Annotated in this window: 20 protein-coding genes; 5 read left to right on the plus strand and 15 right to left on the minus strand. The window is 72.8% G+C overall.

The window, feature by feature from the left end:
* Positions 1-191 precede the first annotated feature (191 nt).
* The 8 genes from ACW69E_RS24570 to ACW69E_RS24605 form a co-directional block, all read right to left on the minus strand.
* The gene (locus ACW69E_RS24570) at positions 192-2,234 is read right to left on the minus strand and encodes a beta-galactosidase (RefSeq protein ID WP_457500472.1); all 2,043 of its coding nucleotides are present in this window, start codon (positions 2,232-2,234) and stop codon (positions 192-194) included.
* Positions 2,231-3,124, minus strand: coding sequence for a carbohydrate ABC transporter permease (locus tag ACW69E_RS24575; protein WP_457500473.1), 894 nt, complete (start codon positions 3,122-3,124; stop codon positions 2,231-2,233). The genes ACW69E_RS24570 and ACW69E_RS24575 overlap by 4 nt, the downstream gene beginning before the upstream one ends.
* Positions 3,121-4,035, minus strand: a complete 915-nt coding sequence (locus tag ACW69E_RS24580; RefSeq protein WP_457500474.1) for a carbohydrate ABC transporter permease — start codon at positions 4,033-4,035, stop codon at positions 3,121-3,123. The genes ACW69E_RS24575 and ACW69E_RS24580 overlap by 4 nt, the downstream gene beginning before the upstream one ends.
* Positions 4,036-4,104: 69 nt before the next feature.
* Positions 4,105-5,457: an ABC transporter substrate-binding protein gene (locus ACW69E_RS24585; RefSeq protein WP_457500475.1), complete on the minus strand. Its 1,353-nt coding sequence runs from the start codon at positions 5,455-5,457 to the stop codon at positions 4,105-4,107.
* Between the two features lie 320 nt (positions 5,458-5,777).
* The gene (locus tag ACW69E_RS24590; RefSeq protein ID WP_457500476.1) at positions 5,778-6,770 is read right to left on the minus strand and encodes a LacI family DNA-binding transcriptional regulator; all 993 of its coding nucleotides are present in this window, start codon (positions 6,768-6,770) and stop codon (positions 5,778-5,780) included.
* A 136-nt stretch (positions 6,771-6,906) separates the two neighbouring features.
* Positions 6,907-8,301 (minus strand): MFS transporter, encoded by a 1,395-nt coding sequence (locus ACW69E_RS24595; RefSeq protein WP_457500477.1) that lies wholly within the window; start codon positions 8,299-8,301, stop codon positions 6,907-6,909.
* The gene (locus tag ACW69E_RS24600) at positions 8,298-9,197 is read right to left on the minus strand and encodes an SDR family NAD(P)-dependent oxidoreductase (protein WP_457500478.1); all 900 of its coding nucleotides are present in this window, start codon (positions 9,195-9,197) and stop codon (positions 8,298-8,300) included. Before ACW69E_RS24600 ends, ACW69E_RS24595 begins: the two co-directional genes overlap by 4 nt.
* Positions 9,194-10,630 (minus strand): flavin-containing monooxygenase, encoded by a 1,437-nt coding sequence (locus ACW69E_RS24605; protein WP_457500479.1) that lies wholly within the window; start codon positions 10,628-10,630, stop codon positions 9,194-9,196. The genes ACW69E_RS24600 and ACW69E_RS24605 overlap by 4 nt, the downstream gene beginning before the upstream one ends.
* A gap of 230 nt (positions 10,631-10,860) precedes the next feature.
* Here ACW69E_RS24605 and ACW69E_RS24610 point away from each other — a divergent pair, with 230 nt between their 5' ends.
* Positions 10,861-12,009: a helix-turn-helix domain-containing protein gene (locus ACW69E_RS24610; RefSeq protein ID WP_457500480.1), complete on the plus strand. Its 1,149-nt coding sequence runs from the start codon at positions 10,861-10,863 to the stop codon at positions 12,007-12,009.
* Positions 12,010-12,086: 77 nt separating this feature from the next.
* Here ACW69E_RS24610 and ACW69E_RS24615 read toward each other — a convergent pair whose 3' ends face one another.
* From ACW69E_RS24615 to ACW69E_RS24625, 3 genes are all read right to left on the minus strand, one after another.
* Positions 12,087-12,836: a DJ-1/PfpI family protein gene (locus ACW69E_RS24615; protein ID WP_457500481.1), complete on the minus strand. Its 750-nt coding sequence runs from the start codon at positions 12,834-12,836 to the stop codon at positions 12,087-12,089.
* 50 nt (positions 12,837-12,886) lie between these two features.
* Positions 12,887-13,495 carry a DJ-1/PfpI family protein gene (locus tag ACW69E_RS24620; RefSeq protein ID WP_457500482.1) on the minus strand — a complete coding sequence of 203 codons (609 nt, stop codon included), beginning with the start codon at positions 13,493-13,495 and terminating at the stop codon, positions 12,887-12,889.
* Between the two features lie 390 nt (positions 13,496-13,885).
* Positions 13,886-14,833, minus strand: a complete 948-nt coding sequence (locus ACW69E_RS24625; protein ID WP_457500483.1) for a GlxA family transcriptional regulator — start codon at positions 14,831-14,833, stop codon at positions 13,886-13,888.
* Between the two features lie 877 nt (positions 14,834-15,710).
* Here ACW69E_RS24625 and ACW69E_RS24630 point away from each other — a divergent pair.
* The 4 genes from ACW69E_RS24630 (at position 15,711) to ACW69E_RS24645 (ending at position 20,020) form a co-directional block, all read left to right on the plus strand.
* Positions 15,711-16,505 (plus strand): tRNA ligase subunit PheS family protein, encoded by a 795-nt coding sequence (locus ACW69E_RS24630; protein WP_457500484.1) that lies wholly within the window; start codon positions 15,711-15,713, stop codon positions 16,503-16,505.
* A 338-nt stretch (positions 16,506-16,843) separates the two neighbouring features.
* A complete protein-coding gene (locus ACW69E_RS24635) occupies positions 16,844-18,229 on the plus strand; it encodes a hypothetical protein (protein WP_457500485.1) in 1,386 nt (461 codons plus the stop codon).
* A 172-nt stretch (positions 18,230-18,401) separates the two neighbouring features.
* A complete protein-coding gene (locus ACW69E_RS24640; protein WP_457500486.1) occupies positions 18,402-19,055 on the plus strand; it encodes a class I SAM-dependent DNA methyltransferase in 654 nt (217 codons plus the stop codon).
* 29 nt (positions 19,056-19,084) lie between these two features.
* Positions 19,085-20,020, plus strand: coding sequence for an aminotransferase class IV (locus tag ACW69E_RS24645; protein WP_457500487.1), 936 nt, complete (start codon positions 19,085-19,087; stop codon positions 20,018-20,020).
* Between the two features lie 177 nt (positions 20,021-20,197).
* Here the strand turns inward: ACW69E_RS24645 and ACW69E_RS24650 are convergent, their stop codons facing one another.
* From ACW69E_RS24650 to ACW69E_RS24665, 4 genes are read right to left on the minus strand one after another with little or no spacing between them, the layout of a single operon-like run.
* On the minus strand, positions 20,198-20,527 hold the full coding sequence (locus ACW69E_RS24650) for a hypothetical protein (protein WP_457500488.1): 330 nt from the start codon (positions 20,525-20,527) through the stop codon (positions 20,198-20,200).
* Positions 20,502-21,290 carry a DODA-type extradiol aromatic ring-opening family dioxygenase gene (locus ACW69E_RS24655; RefSeq protein ID WP_457500489.1) on the minus strand — a complete coding sequence of 263 codons (789 nt, stop codon included), beginning with the start codon at positions 21,288-21,290 and terminating at the stop codon, positions 20,502-20,504. Before ACW69E_RS24655 ends, ACW69E_RS24650 begins: the two co-directional genes overlap by 26 nt.
* Positions 21,291-21,309: 19 nt before the next feature.
* The gene (locus tag ACW69E_RS24660) at positions 21,310-22,359 is read right to left on the minus strand and encodes a Gfo/Idh/MocA family protein (protein WP_457500490.1); all 1,050 of its coding nucleotides are present in this window, start codon (positions 22,357-22,359) and stop codon (positions 21,310-21,312) included.
* Complete coding sequence (locus tag ACW69E_RS24665) at positions 22,356-23,132, minus strand: SDR family NAD(P)-dependent oxidoreductase (RefSeq protein WP_457500491.1); 777 nt, start codon at positions 23,130-23,132, stop codon at positions 22,356-22,358. Before ACW69E_RS24665 ends, ACW69E_RS24660 begins: the two co-directional genes overlap by 4 nt.
* Positions 23,133-23,140 lie beyond the last annotated feature (8 nt).

A 23,140-nucleotide genomic window follows, 5' to 3' on the forward strand; every position in this document is an offset into this window, starting at 1 on the left:
GCCGCGGTGTCGACGCGCAGGACGTGGCCGGAGGCGGGGGTGCGCGGTACGACGGTTCCGCCGGCCTCGTCGATCTCCACTCCCCCGTGGGACGGCCGTGAAGCGCTCCGGGCGGGCGGGGGCGGACTCCTCGGGGGTGCTGGGCGGGGCGGGGAAGCGGCGGGGTGCGGCGGAGCCGGCCGCACGGGTCGTCAGGGCCGGTGCGCGCGCCTCTCCTCGCGTACGACGACCACTCCTCCGGCCGGGATCTCCACACGGGAGCCGTCGCCCGCGGCGTCCAGGAGCGCGGTCCCCTCGACGGCGGCCCGGACGCTGTCGCCGGTGTGGTTGACGAGGAAGAGGTAGGAGCCGTCCGGGCCGGTGCGGCGCACCGCCTCGACCCCCTCGGGCACGACGGCGGCGGGACGCAGCCCGGCCTCCTCCGCGAGGCCCCGGACCAGTTCCCGCAGGGTCGCGGCGGACGCGCGGGTGGCCACGTACCGGGCCGTTCCCTCACCGTGGGCGTGCCGGGTGGCGGCGGGCCCGCCGCGGGCCGGGCCGCCGTCGGGGGCGTCGGCGAAGCGGAGCACCGGGTCGCAGCCGCGCGGCTCGACGCGTTCGGCCCACTGCCGGGCCGTCGAGCCGTCGCTCAGGCGGACCGTCTCCTCCGGTCGCAGCGGCAGGTACTCGTCCACGCGCAGTCCGAGCACGTCGCGCAGGGCGCCGGGGTAGCCGCCCGGGCGCACCCGGTCGCAGGAGTCCACCACGCCGCTGAAGCAGCCGACCGCGAGGTGTCCGCCCCGGCTCACGTACCGGGTGAGGTCGTCGGCGTGCTCGTCGGCGAGGAGGTAGAGGTTGGGCGCGACGACCGCCTTGTACGGCGCCAGGTCGGTGCCGGGCGGGACGATGTCGCAGGTGATGTTCGAGGTCCACAGCGCCTCGTACCAGTCGCGCACCGTGTCGAGGTAGCGCAGGCCGCAGGGGCGGGCCTCCAGTTCCAGCGCCCACCAGTTGTGCCAGTCGAAGAGCAGCGCGACGTCCGCCCGGACCCGTGTCCCGGTCACCTCGCCGAGCGCCGCCAGCTCCGCGCCCAGCACGCGCACCTCGCCCCAGATCCGGGTGTCCGTGCCGCCGTGCGGGAGCATCGCGCTGTGCCACTTCTCCGCGCCCGCCCGTGACTGCCGCCACTGGAAGAACATGATGCCGTCCGCGCCGCGCGCCAGGTGCGTCAGGCTGTTGCGGCGCATCTCCCCCGGTCTCTTGGCCACGTTGACGGGCTGCCAGTTGACGGCGGAGGTGGAGTGCTCCATGAGCAGCCAGGGGCGGCCGGCGGCCATGCCGCGGGCGAGGTCCGCGTTCAGGGCCAGGTCGATGTGGCCGTCCGGGTCGGCGGCGGGCAGGTAGTGGTCCAGGGAGACCAGATCGCACTCGCCGGCGAAGGCGTGGGCGTCGACCTTCTTCTCCAGCGTCCCCAGGTGGTTGGTGGTCAAAGGTGTGCCGGGCGCGATGCGGCGCAGCAGGGCCGCCTCGGCGCGGTGGCGGGCCAGGAGGGCGTCGGAGGAGAAGCGGCGGTAGTCCAGGTCCTGTCCCGGGTTGCGGAAGGCCGTGGTGTCGCGGGGCGGGTCGATCTCCTCCCAGTCGCCGTAGCGCTGGCCCCAGAAGTCGGTTCCCCACGCTTCGTTGAGGGTGTCCAGTGTGGTGTGGCGGTCCCTGAGCCACCGGCGGAACGCTGCGGCGCTGGTGTCGCAGTAGCACAGCGCGTTGTGGTTGCCCCACTCGTTGTGGACGTGCCACAGCACGACCGCGGGGTGGTCGGCGTAGCGGGTGGCCAGTGCGGTGACGACGGCGTCGGCGGCCTCGGCGTAGGCGGGATGGCTGGGGCAGAAGACCTGCCGGCTGCCGTGGGCCAGCCGGGTGCCCGCGGCGGTGACCGGCCGGGCGTCGGGGTGCAGCCGGGTGAACCAGGGCGGCGGTGCGGCGGTGGGCGTGGCGAGGTCCACTGCGATGCCGTTGCCGTGGAGCAGGTCGAGCACCTCGTCCAGCAGGCTCCAGTCGTAGGTGTCCGGGCGCGGCTGGATCCGGGACCAGGAGAACACGCCGACGGTGACGAGGTTGACGCCCGCTTCACGCATCAGGCGGACGTCCTCCCGCCACACCTGCCGCGGCCACTGCTCGGGGTTGTAGTCGCCGCCGTAGGCGATACCGCCGAGCCGGCGGTTCAGGGCGGCCAGGGCATGGGGCAGGGCATGGGTCACGACTTCACCGCCCCGGCGGTGAGTCCGGCGCGCCAGTAGCGCTGGAGGATGAGGAAGGTGAGCACGATGGGCACGACGGAGACCAGGGCTCCCACGATGGTGAGGGTCTGCAGCTCGGGCAGGCGGCTGGTCTGCGACTGCCAGGTGAACAGGCCGAGGGTGACGGGGTAGAGGGTGTCGTCCTGGAGCATGACCAGGGGCAGCAGGAAGTTGTTCCAGATGACGACGAACTGGAACAGGAAGACGGTCACCAGCGCCGGGGACATCATGCGCAGCGCGATGCCGCAGAAGATGCGCAGCTCCCCCGCGCCGTCCATCCGGGCGGCCTCGACCATCTCGTCGGGGACCGACGCCGCGGCGAAGATGCGCGAGAGGTAGACGCCGAAGGGGCTGACGATGCTGGGCAGGAAGACCGACCAGAACGTGTTGGTCGCGTCCATCTCGGCGAAGAGCAGGAACAGAGGCAGGGCCAGGGCGGTCGCCGGCACCAGGACACCGCCGAGGATGACGGAGAACAGCGCTTCGCGCCCGGTGAAGGTGTACTTGGCCAGGGCGTATCCGGCGGCCGCGGCCAGGAGGGTGGCGACGGCCGCGCCCACCCCGGCGTAGAGGAGGCTGTTGAGGAGCCACCGGCCGAAGACGCCTTCCTGCTGCTCGAAGAGCGCGGCGAGGTTGTCGCCGAGATGCCACTGGGCGGGCAGCAGCCCGGGCGTGGAGACCAGGTCGCTCTGGCTCTTGGTGGCGGAGACGAGCAGCCAGTAGACCGGCAGCAGCATGTAGCAGGCCGCCAGCGTCATGAAGGCCACGGCGGCGGCCACGGAGAGCCTGCCGGGCCCGCGCCGCCCCGGGGCCGTGGCGTGGGCGCCTTCGGTACGGGTGAGGAAGCTCATCCCTGTCTCCTGGAGGTGAAGTGCAAAAAGGCGAACGACAGCAGGAACGTCACGGCGGCCAGCAGGACCGACAGGGCCGCCGCTTCGCTGTAGTTGTCGCCGGAGGCCAGGGAGTACGCCGCCAGGTTGGGTGTGTAGGTGCTGGTCACGCTGGTGGAGATGGACCGGAAGACCTGCGGTTCGGTGAACAGCTGGAAGGTGCCGATGATGGAGAAGACACCGGTGAGGACGAGCGCCGGGCGGATCAGCGGCAGCTTGATCCGCAGCGCGATGGTCCAGTCGCCGGCTCCGTCGACGCGCGCCGCCTCCCCGATGTCGGCCGGGACGGCCTGCAGGGCGGCGTAGAGGATCAGCATGTTGTAGCCGGTGTACGTCCAGGTGACGACGTTGCCGATGGAGAACAGGATGGCGTCCGCGCCCAGCAGGTCGACCTGCACTCCGGCCGATCCGAGCAGTTCCACGACCGGCGAGAGCCGTGGGTCGTACAGGAAGGCCCACATCAGCGCCGCGACCACGCCCGGGATGCCGTACGGGACGAAGTACACCAGGCGGAAGAAGCGCTTGAGCCTGGCCACGGCGGAGTCCAGCAGCAGGGCGAGCGCCAGGGCGAACAGGAGCATCACCGGGATCTGCACCAGGGCGAACAGGCCGACGCGGACGACGCTGTCGGCGAAGAACGGCTCGCGTACGACGTCGGCGTACTGCTCGAATCCGGCGAACACCGAGTGGGTGCTCCCGAAGGTGCCCCCCACCCGCTCGGTCCTGTGCAGGCTCTGCCAGAAGGCGTAGCCGACCGGGACGAGGGTGAACAGGACGAAGGGGATGAGGAAGGGGGCGAGGAACGCGTAGGGGGCGAGGACCCGGCGGGGGCGTGTGCGGCGTGTGCCGGGCGGGGCGGCGGTGGATGTCACGGGAGGGCCTTCGGCGGGGTGCGGTCCCCGCCGCGGGTGCGGCGGGGACGCGGGGCGAGGGGCGATCGGTCAGTCGGTCACGTCGAGGGACTGCTTGCGCAGCGAGTCCACGCTCTGGGACTGGGTCCGCTCCAGGACGCCGCCGAGGGTTCCCTCGCCGCCGACGGCGCCGGCCGTGCCGTCGCTGAGGAAGCGGTAGGTGTCGGTCATGGTCGGCCCCCAGGTGAAATCGGTGTCCACACTGGCGGAGGCCTGCGCGAAGACGTCGAAGATCTTCTGCCCGCCGTAGAAGTCCACCGGCTGCTTCAGGGCCGGCAGGTCCAGGCCCGCCGTGGCCGCCGGGTAGAGGCCGCCTTCGCGGTTGAGGATCTCCAGCGCCTCGGGGTCGGTGTTGAGCCACAGCGCGAACTCGGCGGCTTTGGCCGGGTGTTCGGTGCCGGAGAGCACCGCCGTGGTGGAACCGCCCCAGTTCCCGGCCCGCTGGTCGCCGGCCTTCCACTGCGGCATGGGGGCCACCGCCCACTTGCCCTCGGTCGACTTGGCGTTGTCCCGGATGGTGCTGTAGCCCCAGGCGGCGCTGATCCAGGTGACGACCTCGCCGGAGTTCCAGGCCTTGTAGAGGGCGGGGGAGAAGCCCTGGAGGTCGGTGGCCACGAGCTTGTCGTCGATCAGCTTCTGCCAGTAGTCGGCCACCTGGCGGCTCTCCGGCCGGTCGACGGTGACCTTCCAGGCGTCGCCGTCCCGTTCGAACATGGTGGCCCGGTTCTGCCACAGCAGGCCGGTGAACCAGTTCGGGTCGGTCTGTGAGAAGTGGGTGATGTACTTGCCGTCCTGCCTGACCTCGCGGGCGGCTGCGGCGTACTCCTCCCAGGTGGTGGGGGCCTTGAGACCGAGCCTGTCGAAGACGTCCTTGCGGTAGAACATCGCCATGGGGCCGGTGTCCTGCGGGATGGCCCAGATGCCGTCCTCACCCCCGGCGCCGAAGTCCACCTGGGACCGGGTCCAGTCGACGAACTTCTCCTGGGCCTCGCCCACCCCGGGGCACTGGGCTATGTCGCGCAGGCCGCCCTTGAGGCGGAAGCTGGCCAGGGAGTCGTACTCGATCTGGCCGAGGTCCGGTGCCCTGTCGGCCTTCAGGGCGTTGGACATGTTCTGGTAGGTGCCCGCGTTGCCGGCGGGGGTCGTCTTCAGCTTCACCTGAACGTCGGGGTTCTGACCGTTCCACAGGTCCACCGCTTCCTGCATGCCCGGCACCCAGGACCAGTACTGCAGCGTGACCTTGCCCGAGGAGGGCTCGCAGGAGGCGTCGGCCGCGGCATCGTCCTTGCCGCCGCCGCAACCGGTGGCCGCCGTGAGGGCCACGACCACCGCGCCGATCATGCAGCGTCTGGCCATGGGTGAGGGGTGAGCGCGCATCGCCATGAGGTTGCTCCTTGGGCTGAGAGTCCGCTCCGACGAAGCGGTGGGCGCAACCTTCACGACAGGAACCGGCAGAAGTCAATACGCCGGAGAAGGTAAATCGACTTCGAGTTCGCTTCGTGACCACCTCGAACGGCGGAGAAGAGCTCTCCATACCCATGATGAACTGCTGTTTTTCTTCGCACACCAGCCTCGCGCAGGTCGGGGCCTCGTCATGCGGAATCGATTACGCTACGGTGTCCGCCAGGCCGTGGCGATGCCGTCCGAGGGGGTTTCCGAGGGGGCTTCCGAAGGGGTGGAGCCCCGGTGGGAAGGGAGACCGGTCAGGCCGAGGCGCGCGCGACGAACTCCGCCTTCACCCGGATGGTCCGGTGCACGCTGCGTCCGTCGAGCCTCCCCCTGAGCAGCCTGGCGGCGGCCCGGCCGACGTCCTCGGCCGGGTAGCGGATGGTCGTCAGCCGCGGATGCACCAGGGAGGCGAAGGAGGCGTCGTCGTGGCCCACCAGCGCCACATCGCCCGGTATGTCGACGCCCAGTTCTCGCGCCTTGTCCATGGCGCCGACCGCGATGACGTCGTTGGCGCAGAACACCGCGTCCGGCCGGTAGCGCCGGCGCATCAGCTCGGCGAATCCCTCGGCTCCCGCCTCACGCGTGTGCTCGCCCCTGATCACCAGCTCCCGCGGCAGGGAGGTGCCGAACTGCCGGGCGAGCCCCCTGAGGAGCTCCAGACGCGGGTCGCCCCCCGTCGCGTCCCGCGGCCCCGCGATCATCGCGATACGGCGCCGCTGCGCCGCGGTGACCCTCTCCAGTGCCTGCCGGGTCGCGGCTCGCGCGTCGGGGGTCACCAGGTCGACGGGGCCGAAGGGGACGTCCGCGCTCACGACGGCGGGGATCCCGGCGTCGGTGAGCGTCCGGATGTCCCGGGGCAGCAGCCGGAACGGTGTGATCACGACACCGGCGAAGCGCTGCTGCACCGCCTCGGCCAGCAGCGCGCGCTCCTCCTCGCGGCGGGCGCGGGTGTCGCAGACGACCACGTGGATGCCCAGGCCCCGCAGTTCCTCCTGGAGGATGGCGGCGAGCTGCGCGAAGAACGGGTTGGCGATGTCGGGCACGATCAGCGCCACCAGGCTGGACCGGCCCGTCCGCAGACTGCGGGCCGCCGTGTTCACGGTGAACCCCAGCTCGTCGATGGCGCTCTCCACCGCCGCCCGGGTCGCGGGGGCGACGGGCCTCTTGCCGGACAGGACGTAGGAGACCGTGGCGGAGGAGACTCCCGCCACACGGGCGACGTCCGCCATGGTGACCCGTTCTCGCACTGCTCACGCTCCCTTCGCGCCGTCACCCTACTTCAAGGGATCCATTCGGACGGATCCGTTCTCACCTGGCGGTTTCCGTCCCTGCCCGGCGATGAACGGTCACCGTGCGGTGCGTTCGGCAGCCCCGCTCCGCCGGTCAGCGCCGCGCGGCCTCGTCCAGGCCGCAGCGGCGCTGGAAGGCGGCGGCGACGGCCATCAGCGCGGCGGGGAGGACGGTGAAGCCCAGGAGCAGTGCCGTGAGCGCGGAGTCCGGCTGCGTCACGGTGTGCCCTTGCGTCGTGGCGACGAAGCCGCCGACGGCGAGGGCCGCGGAGTACACGTAGGGGCCGAGGGCCGTCCCCGTCGCCTCGGTGGCCGTCCAGACTCCGGTGTACGCGCCGGCGCGGGCCGTGCCCCGGCTCTCCGCGGCGGCCACCGCGTCCGGCACCATCGAGAATGCCAGCAACTGCAGCCCGGCGAAGGCGGTGCCGAGGGCCACCACCACCACGACCGTGAGGGTCACGCCGGCCGTCCCGCCCAGCAGCAGGGCCAGCGAACCGGCGATGAACACCCCCTGTGCCAGCAGCAGTCCGCGCTGCTTGCCCGTCCGCCGCGACAGCCACAGCCAGCCGGGCCCGGCGATCACGGCCGGGGCGAGGAAGGCGCCCATGAAGACGGTGGTGAGGCCGCCGTCCCCGAAGACGTACCGGGTGTAGAAGGGCAGCGCCGCCAGGAAGAGGTGCGTGGTGGTCCCGGTGAAGAGGTAGGAGAGCACCAGCGCCCGGAAGTCGCGGTCCCGTCCGGCCAGACGCAGGTCCGCCAGGACGGAGTGCGCGTGCCCGTCGGGCGGGCGGAAGCCGCAGCGGCCGGTGAGCCGCCGGACGCCGGCGAGGCCGATCACTCCGGAGGCCACCATGCCCGCCGCCAGCAGCGCCGCCATCCGGGAGTAGTCCCCGCGGCCACCGGAGGCGACCAGGGCCGGTGCGGCGACTCCGGACGCGAGCAGCCCCAGGGTCAGGAAGAGCATCCGGAACATGAAGACCCGGGTGCGCTCGTGGTAGCCGATCCGCAGATCGGAGGGCGTCGTCAGATACGGCACCTGGAAGCACGCGAAGAGCAGGTTGCCGGCAATGAACCAGCCGCCGACCCACAGCGCGGCCCCCGGCCCGGTGAGACCGGCGGGCACGGTGAACAGGGCCGCCAGGGACAGCGGCAGCAGCAGTCCCCCGCGGAGCATGCCCCGCCGGTGCCCGGCGCTGCGGGCCTGCCGGTCGGAGAGCGTGCCCAGCAGCGGGTGGACCACCGCGTCGACGATCTTCGGCACCAGGAGCGTCAGCCCGGCCAGGAACGGCGAGACGCCCAGCGTGTGGGTGAGGAAGTACAGCAGGAGCAGCCCGGGGACGGTGACCCACACGCCCATGCCGACCGAGCCGGTGGCGTACGCCACGAGGTCTCCGGTCCGCGCACGCCGCGGAGGACCGGCCCGCTCGTCGGCCTCCCGCGCCGGCACGTCGGAGGCGTCGGGCCCGGGAACGGCGGGAACGGCGGTCACGGCCGGTCTCCGTGGCGCCGGACGACACCGGCGGCCGGCCCCGCGCCCTCGAAGGCGCCGGACCGGACGCGGCCGGCCAGGGTGCGTGCGACGATCCGGTCGGTCAGCCACGGCAGATGGCGGGCCAGGAAGATCTCCACCGCTCCCCGCCGGGTGGTGGCCAGATCGCGGCGGGCCCGGCGGCCGAGCCCGGCTCGGAGCACCGTCTCCACCACTCCCTCCAGCGGCTCGTACCGGCTCATCCCCTCCAGCGACAGCCCGGCCGCGGCGGTCGAGTCGTGGATGGGGCTGCGCACCGCCGAGGGGTAGACGCAGCTGACGCCGACATGGGTGCCGATCTCCATGCGGAGCGCGTCGGCGTACGCCACCAGCGCGCGTTTGGAGGCGCCGTACGCGGCCGCCAGGGGCAGCTGCAGGACGGCCATCCGCGAGGAGACCATCACCACCCGGCCGCGGGAGGCCACGAGGGCGTCCACGCAGGCGGCCGTCACGCGCCAGGTGCCGAGCAGGTTGATGTCGAGCTGGCGGCGGACCTCGGGACCGGGTGGGAGTTCGGCGGGAGCGGGCCCGCCGATTCCCGCGTTGTTGATCAGCAGGTCCAGACCGCCGAGCCGGGCGAGGGCGTCGGCCACCGCGTCGGAAACGGCGTCGTCGTCGGTGATGTCGCAGGCCAGGACCTCGACCGGGTCGTCCGGCCCGGGGGCGAGGTCCAGACCGACGACGTGCGCGCCGAGCTCCGCGAGCCGGGCGGAGAGCGCCCGGCCGAAGGTTCCGGAGGCGCCCGTGACGAGAACGCGCAGGCCGCGCGCGTCACGCCGACCGCCGCCCAGCAGAGCGGCGAGAGCGGCCCCGACAGGGGTGCGGGCGGCCGCGGCGGCGTGGGGGCCGGTGTTCATACGGTGCTCTCCTCGGTGTTCTGCGCGCGGGACGCCGGTGCGGTCCGGCGGCCGGCGGCACGGCGTGCGCGGGCGCGTCCGGCCTTCGTCTCCCGGGACAGGTCGGCCAGGTAGCGGTCGAAGTCGATCCGCATCCGCGGTCTGCGGTCGCTCCCCCAGCGCGCGGTGGCGTCGCGCAGATCGCGGTCGGTGGAGCGCCGCTGCTCCGCCGCCGGGGGAAGGGCGTAGGCGCCGGACAGACGGGCGGCGGCCAGTTTGGCCTGCGCCTCGACGACGGGGAGGGCGGCGCCGGTCGACTGCATCAGCCCGACGAAGGCGAGATCGGGGTCGTCCAGGTGGAACACCCTTTTGTACAGCGGCAGTCGCTCGGGGTCCCCGCCCGTCCAGCGGGCGGGGAGGAAGGGGATGGTGACGCGGTATCCGGTGGCCCAGACGATGACGTCGACCGGGTCGGAACGGCCGTCGGTGAAGACGACCCGGTCCCCGTCGAAGCGGTCGATACCGGGCCGTGCGGCCACCTCGCCGTGGGTGAGGCGGTGCAGGATGGTGTCGCTGACGGTGGGGTGGTTCTGGAGGAGACCGCCGGCGGGGGCGGGGAGCCCGTAGCGCTGCGGGGGACCCACGGCCAGACCGAGGAGGGTCTCGGCGATCCGCTGGCGGATCCGCCAGGGCAGGAAGGCCAGGGCGCCGCCGGTCGCGTCGGCCGGACGGCCGAACAGGTACTTGGGGACGACGTGCACCCCGCGGCGGGCCGAGAGCAGCACCGGGCCGCGAGCGATGTGGGAGGCGTCGACGGCGATGTCCATGGCGGAGTTGCCCATGCCGACGACGAGCACCCGGCGGTCCCGGAAGATCTCGGCGGTGCGGTATTCGTGCGCGTGGATGCGGGTGCCGGAGAAGCTGCCGGGGTAGCCCGGTTCGGGCAGCCGGGGGTCCCAGTTGTGGCCGTTGGCGACCACGACGGCGTCGTAGCGGGCGGTGTCGCCGGTGTCGGTGGTGACGCGCCAGGCGCGCCCGGTGCCAGGCGCTTCCCCGGCCGCTGGACGGGCCGGCCGCGGATGCCCGGCGGTGCTTCCTGCCTCGTCCTCGCGTTCGACGCGGGCGACCGTGGTGGCGTAGCGGATGTGCGGGACGAGGCCGAAGGTCTGCGCGTAGTCGGCGAGGTAGCCGGCCACGAGGTCGGCCGACGGGTAGTCCGGCCACGAGTGCGGCATGGGGAAGTCCGCGAACTGGGTGCGGCCCTTGCTGGTGTTGAGGTGGAGCGAGGCGTAGGCCGGGGACAGACCGCTGCTGTTGTCGCGTGCCCACAGCCCTCCGGGCCGGTCGCCCTTCTCGTAGGTGACGGTGTCGAGGCCGGCGTCGAGGAGTGCCTTGGTGGCGGCGAGGCCGGCCGCTCCGGCGCCGATCACGGCGACACGGCGGGGAGGGGGCATGGTGGCGTCTCCTGGGGCGGTACGGGGGGCGGTGAGGGCGAGCGCGGTCACCGAGTGCGGGCAGGGCGCCGGCGGGGCCCAGGACGCGCCCGGGTCCGCTGGGGCGGTGGTGGCGGTCGGTCTGTGGTGGGACCCAACCGTAGGTGCGTCCCACCGGCCGGGACATGGCGTGCGTCACCCGTTTCGGCCCCCGCGTTGTTGCCGGTCACAAGGGCGGGCAGGATGGCGGAATGCACGCGCACGACGGCTGGCCCCCGGTGGTCGACCTCATCGAGCGGGTCGTCGGCGAGGACGACCTGCTGCCCTCGGTCGTGGCCGCCGTCCGCACGATGGTGCAGGAGATCGCGGCCCTGCCCGCCGCCGACATCGCCGGGCACACCCGCGCGCTGCTGGCCGCGGCCACCCGGGCCCTGGCGGCCCGCCGGGGGCCGACGGAGGCGGAGCTGTCGTTCGTGGAGGAACTGGCGGTGACCCGCGCCCGCCAGGGCGTGTCCATCGAGGCCGTGCTCGCGGCCGTGCACGTGGCCGAACGGGCGATCTGGTCCCGCGCCCGGGAACTGTCGGGCTCGGCGGGGGTCGCGCCCGAGCGGCTGCTGGACGCACGGGAGCTGTACGACGACTGGGCCGAGGCCGTACGGGTCCGGCTGATCACCGCCCATCGCGCCACCGGCACCGGCCAGGGCCCGCCGAGCGGTGAGCGGGAGGCGGCGCTGCTGCGGCGGCTGTTCGCCGGCGGTTCGGCGGCGGCGCTGGCGGCCGCCGAGGCGGGCCTGCCGGCGGCGGGCGGGCTGTGGGTGCTGGTCGCCCGGCCGGAGGACGCCCGGGCCGCGGCCGTCCCGGACCGCACACCCCGCGACCCGGGTGCCCGGTCGCTGTCCGCGCCGGTGGACGGCCTGCTGGTCGCCGTGCACGCCCGGCGGCCCCCGGACCGCACCGCCCGCACCGTGGTCCGACCGGGAGCGGCGGCCGGACTCGCCGGCCCCGGCGACCCGGAGGGGCTGGCCCTCGTACGGCGTCTCGCGGTGGACGCCCTCACGGCGGCCGAGTCGGTGGGACGGCCCGGCGTGGTGCACGTCGCCGAGGTGGCGGCCCTGGCCGCAGTGGTGGACCGGGCCGATCTGGCGGCGGCCCTCCTGGACCGCCACGGGGCGGCGCTGGCCGGGCTGGGCGCGAACGCCGAGCCGGTCACCCTGGCCGTCCGTGCCTGGCTGGAGGCCGACCGGGATGTGCGGGCGGCGGCCGAGCGGCTGTTCGTCCACCCCAACACGGTGCGCAACCGGGTCCAGCGCTTCTCCTGTGTCACCGGGATCGACCCGGCCGGGACCTTCGGGGCCGTCGACGCCTGGTGGCTGTGCCGGGCCTGGCTCGACCGGTCCTGACGGCCACCGGTCCCGCCGGGTCGCCGGTGGCCTGCGCCGGCGTCCGCGAGCGGCGCGCCCGGGGTCGCTGTCATGGGTCAGGAGGGCGGGGCGGAAGTCCACACCGTTCCGCGGGCTTCGTACTCCAGCATGCTCTCCAGCCCCAGTGCGGCGTCGGCGCCCAGCTCCCGGCGGACCAGCCACAGGGCGAGGTCGAGACCGGAGGTGACACCGCCGGCGGTCACCAGGTCACCGTCGTCGACGACCCTCGCGCTCTTCAGCAGCCCTCCCTGCTGTTCGAGGTCGGCACGGGCACGGTGGTGGGTGGTGCAGGGCCGGCCGCGGGTGATGCCGGCGGCGGAGAGCAGCATCACGCCGGTACACAGGGCGGCGATGGTCAGCCCCGGCCTGCGAGCCTCGGCGAGGGCGCGGGGCAGTTCACCGCGCCGGATCTCCGCCCAGACCCCGGGATCCTCTCTGCGGGCGTACCCGCCGCCGGGGACCACCAGGAGGTCCGCCTCCTGCGGGGCCCAGCGCTGGTCGGTGCGGAGCCTGGTGCCGAAGGCGGCGGTGATCGCCCGGGGGCTGTCGAGGGCGACGTAGCGGACCTCCACGTCGCGGTCGGTGAAGTGGTCGGAGGCGCTGAGCACTTCGTAGGGGGCGGCGAGATCGAGTTCCTCCACGCCCTGGAACAGCACGACGTGCACGCGGAGCGGGTCACCGGGCCCGGAGGTCGCGGTGGCCGCGGTGGCCGCGGTGGCCGCGGTGGCCGCGTCGAGGGGGACACCGGTCGCCAGGCCCGCGGCGCCCAGGGCCGTGGTGGTGCGCAGCAGAGTACGTCGGTTCACAGGATGACCTCTTCTCAAGGTGGGGTACATGGCCCGGGGCGCCTGCCCCGTCAGCGGGCGAGCGGCTCGTCCGCGAGGTACGGGGGCGCCGGCTGGTACTGGAGGACACGCCGTACCGCACGCGCGTGGTCGCGGCCGTGCAGGTGTCCGACGAGCCAGAGGGCGCCGTCGATACCGGCGGAGACGCCCTGGCTGGTGAGCAGCCGGCCGTCGACGACATAGCGGGCGTCGGGGACGACGGTGACGTCGCCGCGTGCCGCGAGCGCCGCCTCGTACTGCCAGTGGGTGGCGACGCGGCGGCCGCGGGCCGGTCCGGCGGCGTGCAGGAGGAAGGCACCGGTGCAGACGCCGACGGTCCAGTGGGCCCGTGCGGCCCGGTCGGCGACCCAGTCGGTCACGCGCGCGTTGTGCGGCTCGACTTCCCGGGCCCCGAAGCCGCCCGGGACGAGCAGCACGTCCAGCGGCGGGTGGTCGTCCAGGGTGTGGTCCGGCAGGACGCGCATGCCGTTGGCACAGCGGACCGGGTCGCCGCGCTCGGCGATGAGCAGGGTGGTATCGGCGCCGTCGCGCAGGTCGGCGGAGGTGGCGAAGACTTCGAAGGGGCCGGTGAAGTCGAGTTCCTCGGCGGTGGGGAAGAGCAGGATGCCGTACGCGGTCATGGGCGGGCCCCTCGGGTCGTGCGGCAGGCCGGGCGGATTCCGGACGGGCGGGCACCGTCGGCGGTGACGGAGGACTGCGTGATCCGCTCCTCCCCCACGATGCCGAACACCCCGACACGACCGGCGAGGTCCTGCTCCCCGACGCCGTCGTAGAGCACGGTGTGAACGCTCAGTGGCCGCGCGGGCCGGGAGGCGGACGGCGGAGGTGACGCGGTGGCTTCGGGCGGGGGCGGCATGAAGGGGCTCCGGGAGGACGTGGGCGGCGCGCTCCCGGGCGGATCCGGGGCGCGGAGGCGCCTTCAGTCTTCCGGCGGCCGGTGGCCGGCGGCACCGGCGTGCGTGCCCATGGGACGCAAGATACGGCCACGCCGTCCCGGGGGCGTGCCCCGCTCACGTGCGGAAGGCCGCCCGGTAGGCGGAGGGGGTCGTGCCGACCTGGCGGGCGAAGTGGTGGCGGAGGGTCTCCAGGGATCCGAACCCGGCCGCTTCCGCCACCCTCGTCAGCGGCAACGACGTCGTCTCCAGTAACTCCCGGGCGCGCTGCACGCGTTGGGTGAGCAGCCAGCGCAGCGGCGTGGTGCCCGTCTGCGCGCGGAAGTGCCGCGCCAGGCTGCGCCGGCTCATCATGGCGTGGGCGGCGATGTCGGCGAGGCTGAGAGGCTCACTCAGCTTGCCGCGCATCCACTGGAGCGTGGGGCCGAGGTCCGAGGAGTCGTCCCGGGGCGTGCGGTACTCGATGAACTGCGCCTGGCCGCCGGTGCGCTGCGGCGGCATCACCAGCATCCGCGCGGCATGGGCGGCGGCGGCCGCACCGTGGTCGGCGCGGACCATGTGCAGACACAGATCAAGGCCGGCGGCGACCCCGGCGGAGGTGAGCACCTGACCTTCGTCGACGTAGAGCACGGACGGGTCGACGTCCGTCCCCGGGTACCGTTCGGCCAGCGCTCCGGCGAACCTCCAGTGCGTGGTGGCGCGCCGGCCCTCGAGGAGCCCGGTGTGTGCGAGGACGAAGGCCCCCGTACAGATGGACGCGACCCGGGCCCCGCGGGCCGCGGCCTCCCTCAGAACACGGACCACGCGCGGATGCGGGACATGGTCGGCGGGGACTCCGGGGACGATGACGGTGTCCGCGGCGCGGGCGTCGTCCCAGCCGTACGCCGAGGAGACCCGGAACGGCTGTGACGGGCCGGCCGTCGCGGTCACCGGCCGGTCGGCGCAGACCCGCACCTCGTAGGCCGGTGAGCCGTCCGGGCGAGTCACGAAGGCGAACACCTGGCAGGGGATGGAGAGATCGAAGGCCGACACCCCGTCGAGCGCGAGGACCGCGACTACATGCATGCCAACGGAGCCTAGGAGAAGGCCTGTTCGGCGGGAACAGCGGACGGCGCCACCTCCCCCGCCCCGCCGGGCGACACGCGGTCCGGAAACGTCCCGATCGGCCCTCGGGAGTGGTCGCCGAAGGCCACCTCGGAGGTGTCGAGGTCCTGGTACAGCGAAGTGTCCGGGCGGCGTTGCGGTCCTCCGGCCAGTCGAGGGCGTCGACCGTGTAGTCGCCACTGCTGGAGGAGCCCCCGCTGTGGACAACGGATCCGTGTGAGGCCCACAGGCACGGCGTGTACTCGTAGTCGGCCGGGTCGGGCCCTCGCACCCGGGCCCCAGACGAGAACCGGATGGTCCATTCCGTCACCGCCGGGGCCGGCCGACCTGTCGGCGGTCACCGCGTAGGGACCGGCATCGGTGACGTCATCCACCGGAGGCAGCGCCCGGCCGGGGGATCGGTCGGGCCTCCCTCGCTCTCGGCCTCGACGAGCACGTCGTCGACGTCGGCTTCTCCAGAACGCTGTTGGCGTCCAGCGAGCACGGCAGCCGCAGGGTGCGGCCGCCGACCGACGCGGGCAGGCGGAACGACACAGCGCCCGAGCGGTGCGGGCCGGACGGTGGGCGATGTTGCCGAGGCAGGGTCCAGCAGCCCGCTGTTAGCCCTCCCGCGTGGTCTCGGACCGGATACACACGCCGGTGCCCCTCATAAGACCGGAGGACCGACGAGGAGAGCAGCCGGGGCCGCGGTGCGGCTCGGTCACCCTCCACGGCAGTAAGTGACTTCACCGCCTTCCGCCCGCTCCACACCCTCGGAGTAACCTGACCGCCGGGTGCGGCCGTCGGCGTCCGGCGTTCGGTGCGGGTCCGCTCCGCGACGGCGAGAAGTGGTTCAAGCATGGAGGCAAAGGACGTAGTGGACGGGTATGGCTGGGACGTCGACCTGACGTTGCGTCCGGTACCACTCGGCACGGGGGGCACGCACCCCGTGTCCGTGGTCACGGCGGAACTCCGAACCATGCTCGAGTCCTACGGTTTCGACGAGTTCGACGCTCCTGTCGTAGTGTCCGCGGAGTTCAACTTCGACCGGCTCGGCGTGCCGGCGGGTGCGGCCGTCCGTGATGAGCGCCGCAACTTCTGGCTGGACGACGGACATCTTCTGCGCAGCCACACCTCCGCCGGTGTCGCCCAGCTGATCGCGCACACCGAAACGGACGATTTGCGTGCGTTCGTGGTGGGTCCGTGTTTCCGGCACGAACGGCGGTCGGCCCGGAGCGCCTGGCAGTTCACCCAGATGGATGCGGTACTGGCGGGACGTGAGGTGCGCCCGGCGCATCTCACGCACCTGTTGACGCTCCTGGGGCAGGAGGCTCTCGGCACCGACTGGCCGATTCAGATCCGCCCGGTGATGCGGGGCGGCCGGCTCAGCGGATGGAGTCTCCACGCCGGATGCCGCTGCGCACCCGATGGCGAGTGTGCCCTGTGCCGCGGATCCCGCTGGCTGGAGCTGGCCCAGGGCAGCGTTCTACCGGCGCCCGTCCTCGACAGGTCCGCACTGCCCCTCGACGAGGGGCAGGCGGTGGCGTGTGGGCTGTCGCTCGACCGGGTGGTCCTGCTGCGCTGGGGGCTGGACGACATCGGCCTGCTGATGACCCCGGAACCCGCTGTGATCCAGAGTTGGGGGGCACCGTGAGGACAACACTGATCCCGTACCCGTCCCGGATCTCCCGCAGCCTGGTCTCAGCTGCCGAGACAACCTCCCTGCTGCGCGAGCGCGGTGTGGAGGCACTCGCCCTTGACGGAGGTATCAGGGTGAAGGCTCCAGCGGAGTGGGCCATGGTCCACCACGCCTGGGGACTGGACGGCATAGTCGAAGCAGCGGCCGCAGAGGCGTCGCCGCCCCTGCCTCCCGTCCCCTCGGAAGGTCCCGGAGCCGAACCCCGTACCTGGACCGACATCCCGGAAGGGGCGGTCGCCGCGCGTGTGCCACTCGGAACCGGCCGACGCGAGAAGCCGGGATCCGGGTGGGGCGTGACCCCGGCGGAAGCTCGTGTGGTCTGGGGCGCCGAGATCGCGGTGACTACCGTCGGCGGCCGTGAGCACCTTCAGGTGACCCTTGAGACCCCTTCCGTCGAGGAAGCGGCCGGCGAACACGTTCCCCGGCGTCTGGAGGCGGCGCTCCGCGCCGTCCTCGGCGAGTCCGCGGCGGAGGACCTCATGCCGGCCCGCCTGACGTGGGGCCGTGGAGCGAAACGGCCGTCCCGGGTGCTGAACGGCCTGTGGGAGAAGTGGGGGGACGTGTGGGGATCGGAGCCCGACCACTCCCTGCTGGTCCGGGTGGCACGGGCATGGGGCGGCCTGCTGACCGACGGAGGTCGGCTCGAACTGCCCTGGTGGCGCGGCGTCCCGGAGGATGTGGAGTGTGTTGCCGACCTGGCCCGGTGTCTGGGTGCCAGGGACTGCGGAGCCCGATCCCTGCCGGCTTTCCGCCGCCATTCGCCTCCCAGACGCCCGGCGGTCCGGCGGGTGGCGCCCGCTCTCGCCGCGCTCGGCCTGTTCGAGGTCCGGACGCCCTGTCTTCAAGAATCCGAAGCCCCCGGCGAGGGCAGGGGCCACCACCCGGGCGGACCACCGGCGGGCCCGCGGGTCCGCGCCCCTGGGGTGTTCCTGCGCACCGACCTGGTCACCGGGATGCTGGCTCCGAGGCAGGGGCTGCCGGGTCCCGCGCACGGCGATGGACAGCCCTGGGGCGCGTTCGAGATCGGGACCGTCTTCTCGGCGTCCGAGAGTGCGGGTCCGCCCGCCGAGCGGCTGCATCTCGGTATCGTCGTACGTCTCGGAGGGCGAGTCGGCCGGTCGGTTCCGGCGGCACTGGCGATGGTGCGGCGGGCGGTCGACGCGGCGGCCGACGCGCTCCGGGTTGACCTGCGCGTCGAGAGCGTCCCCAGCGGCGCCACCGAGGCCCCGCTGCTCGGCGCGGAGGGAGAGGTGGTCGGCCGGCTTCGGCTGCATCCGCCGGCCGGCGGGCGGCGGGCGGGATGGCAGGGGGCGGTCTCCGCGGAGCTGGCCTTGGACCAGGTGTGCGCGGCCGCACGGAAGTGGCCCCCGCGTACCGGGCGACCGCGCGGGGCCAGGGTGATCGACCGCACGTTCGTGGTCGGCTCGGGCATCAACGCCGCCCAGGTGCTGTCGGTGGCGCTGTCGGTCGAGGGGATCCGGGACGCCCGGACCGTGGAGGACTTCCCCGGCGCACCCTACGGGCCTCTTCGGCACAGCCTGACGGTGCGGCTCTACCTCGGTGCCGGCGCCCGGCCGTCCGAACGACCGGAGGTACTTGAGGTCACCAAGCGGCTGAAGCGTGAGCTCGGGGCCTGTCCACGCGAGGAGTGGCGTCCCGGCTCCAGGGCGGGGCGATGACGCGGAACACGGCGCGGCTCGCACACGATCTTCGGGATTGATCGCTGAACAGCGATGTTGCCAGTGGTATTTGACGGTTATCATCACGCGGGTGACCTGGAATGAACAGACCTATGGCGCCCGTTGGGCGAGTGCCTATGACGAGCAGCCCTGGCCCGATCCGAAGGAAGCCGTGGACTTCCTCGCCGAACTGGCCGGGGAGGAACCGCTGCTGGAACTGGCCATTGGCACCGGCCGCATAGCACTGCCGCTCAGCGAGCGGGGCGTCGAGGTCCATGGCATCGACATTTCCGAAGCCATGATCGCGCGTCTGCGTGAGAAGCCCGGCGGCAAGGACATACCTGTCGAGATGGCCGACCTGCGCGACTTCACGACCTCGCGCTCCTACCAGACCGTCGTTCTGGTGCTCAACACGATCTACGCCCTGGCCAACCAGGAGGAGCAGATCGCGTGCTTCCGCCGCGCGGCGAAGGCCCTGAAGCCCGGTGGCCGGTTCGTCGTCGAGGCGTTCGTCCCCGACGTCACACGTTTCCACCGGGGGTCGCGAGCCCACGTCTATGACGTGGGGGTGGGACACGTGACCATCGAGGCCGACGTCCACGACCGCGCGCAGCAGACCGTGCTCGAGCAGCATGTGCGCATCAGCGAACAGGGCATCAAGCTGCTCCCGGCCTTCCTCCGCTACATATATCCCAGCGAGATGGACCTCATGGCCAACCTCGCCGGCCTCGAACTCGAGCACCGCTACGGCGGGTGGCGATGTGAGCCGTACAACGCCGAGTCGGAGAACCAGATCTCCGTCTACCGCGCGCCGTCGGCCTCGTGATGAGCCCCGGTTCTCCCGTCCCGCCGGACATGCCGCCGAGCCACCCGGTGTGGCGCAGCGGCGAGATCGTTCCCTGGGATCAGGCGACGGTGCACGTCAGCTCGGTCGGTCACGCCTCGGTGTCCGCCTCCTTCGAGGGCATCCACGCCTATCGCGGGTCGGACGGCGGCCTCGCGGTGTTCCGGCTGCACGACCACCTGCGGCGGATGCTCAACTCGATCTCCTGGGCGGACATGGTGTCACCGTGGTCGCTCGAGGAGCTGGCCGAGGCCGTCGTCGAGCTCTGCCGCCGCAACGAACGCCATGAGGACACATACATCAGGCCGTGGTGCTTCGCCGCCGGAGTGCACCGCGAGCAGATGGTGCCCGCCGGTACCGAGGTGGAGATCGTCATCGACGTCTGGCCCTTCCGTTCCAAACTGGGCATCGACGTCACGGCGAAGGCCGCGGTGTCCTCCTGGACGCGTTTCGGGGCCAACTCGATGCCCCCTCAGCTCAAGGCCTTCTCGAACTACCACAACGGACGGCTCGGCACCAACGAGGCGAGGGCGCGGGGGGCGGACTGGCCGATCTTCGTCAACCAGGAGGGGCACCTGACGGAGAGTTCGGGGGCGAACCTGGCGATCGTACGCGACGGTGTCCTCATCACGCCCTCCCTCGCTTCGGGAGTACTCGACGGGATCACCCGCGCAACGGTCCTCCAGCTGTGCCGGGAGTCGGGGATGCCGAGCGAGGTCCGGGCGATCGGCCGCGCCGAGCTGCTGCAGGCCGAGGAGGTACTGTTCCTCGGCACGGCGGCGGAAGTGCTGCCCATCGTCGAAGTGGACGGACGACCGGTGGGAGACGGGACGGCAGGCCCCGTCACGACCCGGGTGGCCGAGCTCTACCACGACACGGTGCGCGGGAGGGGCGGTACGGGCGACGGAAGGCCGTCGCATCCCGAATGGCGGGTTCCGGTCTGGTGATTCCCTGCCCGGCGGACCGGAACGGGCGCCGCGGACCCGGAAGGGCCTGGAGCCCTTCTCCGGCCCCCTGGCCGGTCCGCGTCCGCCCGGCCCGCCACGGCGACCGGGGGCCGTCTGCGTGTGGCGGGCTCCCCCACCGGACCGGCGGCTTCGGACGACGGCGCGGCGGCTCCCGCTTCAGGCCTCCCCCCCGTCCTCCCGGTAAGGCCGGACGGCTCCCCGGATGAGCCGCGGGTAGTTCTCCTCGTCGATTCCGAACACCCGGGCCGTGGCAAGCCGGACCAGGAGGACGGGGTGGACGCCGATCCCGTAGAGCCTGCGCACGTCTCCGGCCAGCAGGGCCCGGCGGTGATCAGAGGGAAGCGGGATGCCGGCCAGCGCCGCGGCCGGGTCGGTCCGCAGTCTCCGCGCGAAGTCCGGGTCGGTCCCCAGGCGCCGGCAGAGGCGGTTGAGTTCGGCCGCCCGGGCAACGGTGTCGATGTCAGTTGTGCCATCCGGCGAAGGCATGCCCCTCCCCTGGTCTGTACGACATGGACGCCAGTCGCAGATGGTCGGTGGCCCCCCGCACGACCAGCCAGGCCAGGATCTCACCGGCCACCGTACCCGCCCCGGCCAACACGTCGGGGGTGATGGCGGCGGCCAGTTCGTCGGTCGCCGCCGCTGTCAGGTGGTCCACCACCACGGCCGCCCACCCGGGATCGGGCACGGCCCACATACGATCGTGTCCGAGGGCGGGCCCGCCCACTTCGAGGGAGAAACTGCCGCTCGCGATCACTGCGACGCGCCCCACGTCGGAGGTCCGGACGGCGGCCCGCAGTTCCTGTCCCAGGCGCAGGCACCGGCCTGGTGACGGAAGTGGCGCGAGCAGGGTGTTGACGTGAACCGCGACCACTGGAACGCGGCCTGCGGGATCGAGGAACCACCAGGGCACGACGACCCCGTGGTCGACGGACGCGCCGATGCTCACCGCCGGATCGAAGTCCCGGGACAGCAGGTGCCGGTGCACGTGCCGCGCGAGAGCGCACGCGCCGGGCATCGGGCGCGGGGGCAGGCCTGGCACCGGGTCGGCCGGTCCCGTCATGTCTCCGACGTGCACGGCGAGGGTGGGGACGGCGTCGAGTCCGTAGGTGGTGAAGTGGTCCCCGCTCACGATGAGCAGTGCGTCTGGCCGTGCGCCCTCGACGATGTCGCGGAGCACCGCGTACCGCTTCGCCACGGGTCCCCCCGGGTCGTCCATGGCGACCCGGGGGAACACGGGTGTGTGCGGCATCCCCGCTGCCGCGACGACCTCACCCATCGGTACCGGGACGAGGGAGCGAGGCAGCGCGGTAGACGCCGTCCAGCAGAGCCGCCATCTCCACCCCGTCCTCCGGCGGGGCTATGAGTGGGCGTCCCTGCTCCACCGCCGCCGCGAAGTCGGCCACCTGCCGCCGGTGTGAGATGCCGTAGTAATCGATGCCGGGCGTGGGTGCCGCGGCCTCCTCCAGATCGGCCGCCGCAGCCGCCGCGGTCAGCGCGGCACCACCGGAAACACGGTGCAGCCGAGCGGGGTGGTCGACGTCGAACTCGACCGTTCCCCGCGAGCCCACCAGTTCGATGCGTGTACGCCACCGGGTGGAACTGCCCGTGGTGGCCGAGAAGACGACGGGCAGCCCGTCCGCGCTGAGCAGCGCAGCGATGGTCGACTCGGTCTCCTGCACTTCCCCCGTCCTCGGCACCACGGCACGGGCGGAGTCCACACTCAGCGGGCCGACCAGGCTGCGTACGACGTCGAGGCAGTGGTAGCCCTGGTTGATCAGAGCCGACCCGCCCTCCAGGGACCAGGTGCCGTGCCAGTAACTGGAGGTGTAGTACTCGGCCGGGCGTGAGGCCTCCAGGGAACCGCGCACCAACACGAGTTCGCCCAGCAGGCCTTCGCCCAGCCACTCGCGTACGAGCCGTACCACCGGGTCGTACAGATGCTGGGACACGGTCGCCAGCACGAGGTTCGACTCCGCGGCCAGCTTCACCAGGCTCCGGGCCTCATCGGCCGTGAACGCCAGGGGTTTCTCCACGAGCACGTGCTTCCCCGCGCGCAGGGCCGCCTCCACCCAGCGAGGGTGGGTGGCGTGCTCGGTGAGGACGGACACCGAGGTCAGGTCGGGACGCCGGAGCAGAGCTTCCGCCGACGACTCCACCTCGGCGACGCCGTGCCGCGCGGCCAGGGCTGCGGCCGGCCCCGCCCGGAGGTCGCAGGCGACCGCGAGTTCCCAGCCGGGCCCGAGCGCCCGCACCGCGTCGGCGTGGTTGTCGGCCACCCGCCCGCACCCGAGCAGGCCGTGCCGTCGTGGGCGGCTCATGACACGTATCCGTTCACCAGCCAGCCTCCGTCGACCACCAGCGCATGACCGTGCACGTAGTCGCTGTCGGGCCCGGCCAGGAAGAGTACGGCGCCGACGACGTCCTGGGGGCTGCCCCGCCGTCCCGCGGGGATCCGCCCCACGATGTCGTCGTGCGCGAGCTGGCCGCTCTCGATCGCCGGGTGAGGGGTCTCGATCTGGATCATCCCGGGTGTCACGGCGTTGACGTTGATTCCGTGGCCGGCCCATTCGAGCGCCAGGGAGCGGGTGAGTCCCAGGACCGCGGCCTTGCTCGCGGAGTAGGCCGCACGGCCGGGAAAAGCCGTATGGGACAGCAGTGAGGTGAAGTTGACGATCTTCCCTCGTCCCTCGGCGATCATAGACGGCGCGACGAGACGCGACATCGTCATCGTGCCCACCGCGTTGGTGTCCAAGAGCCGGCGTGTCCGCTGGGCGTCGAATCCGGTCGTCTCACCGAGGTCGAAGACTCCCGCGGCGTTGACGAGGATGTCGACGCCGCCCAGGTCGGCGAGCAGCTCGTCGACCACCGCCCGCGAGGCGTCCTCGTCACCGACGTCGAGCGTGTACGCGTGGGCGTCGGCGCCGAGGGACCGGAGTTCCCCGCGCACCGCGTCGATCTGTGCGGAAGTGCGCGCCGCGACCGCCACGGACCCGGCACCCTCACGGGCGAAGGCCAGTGCCACCTCGCGGCCGATGCCCCGGCCGCCGCCGGTGACCACGACACGTGCGCCTTCGAACCTTCGTTGTGCCATCGTGTTCG

The sequence above is a fragment of the Streptomyces sp. SS8 genome (assembly GCF_054072955.1).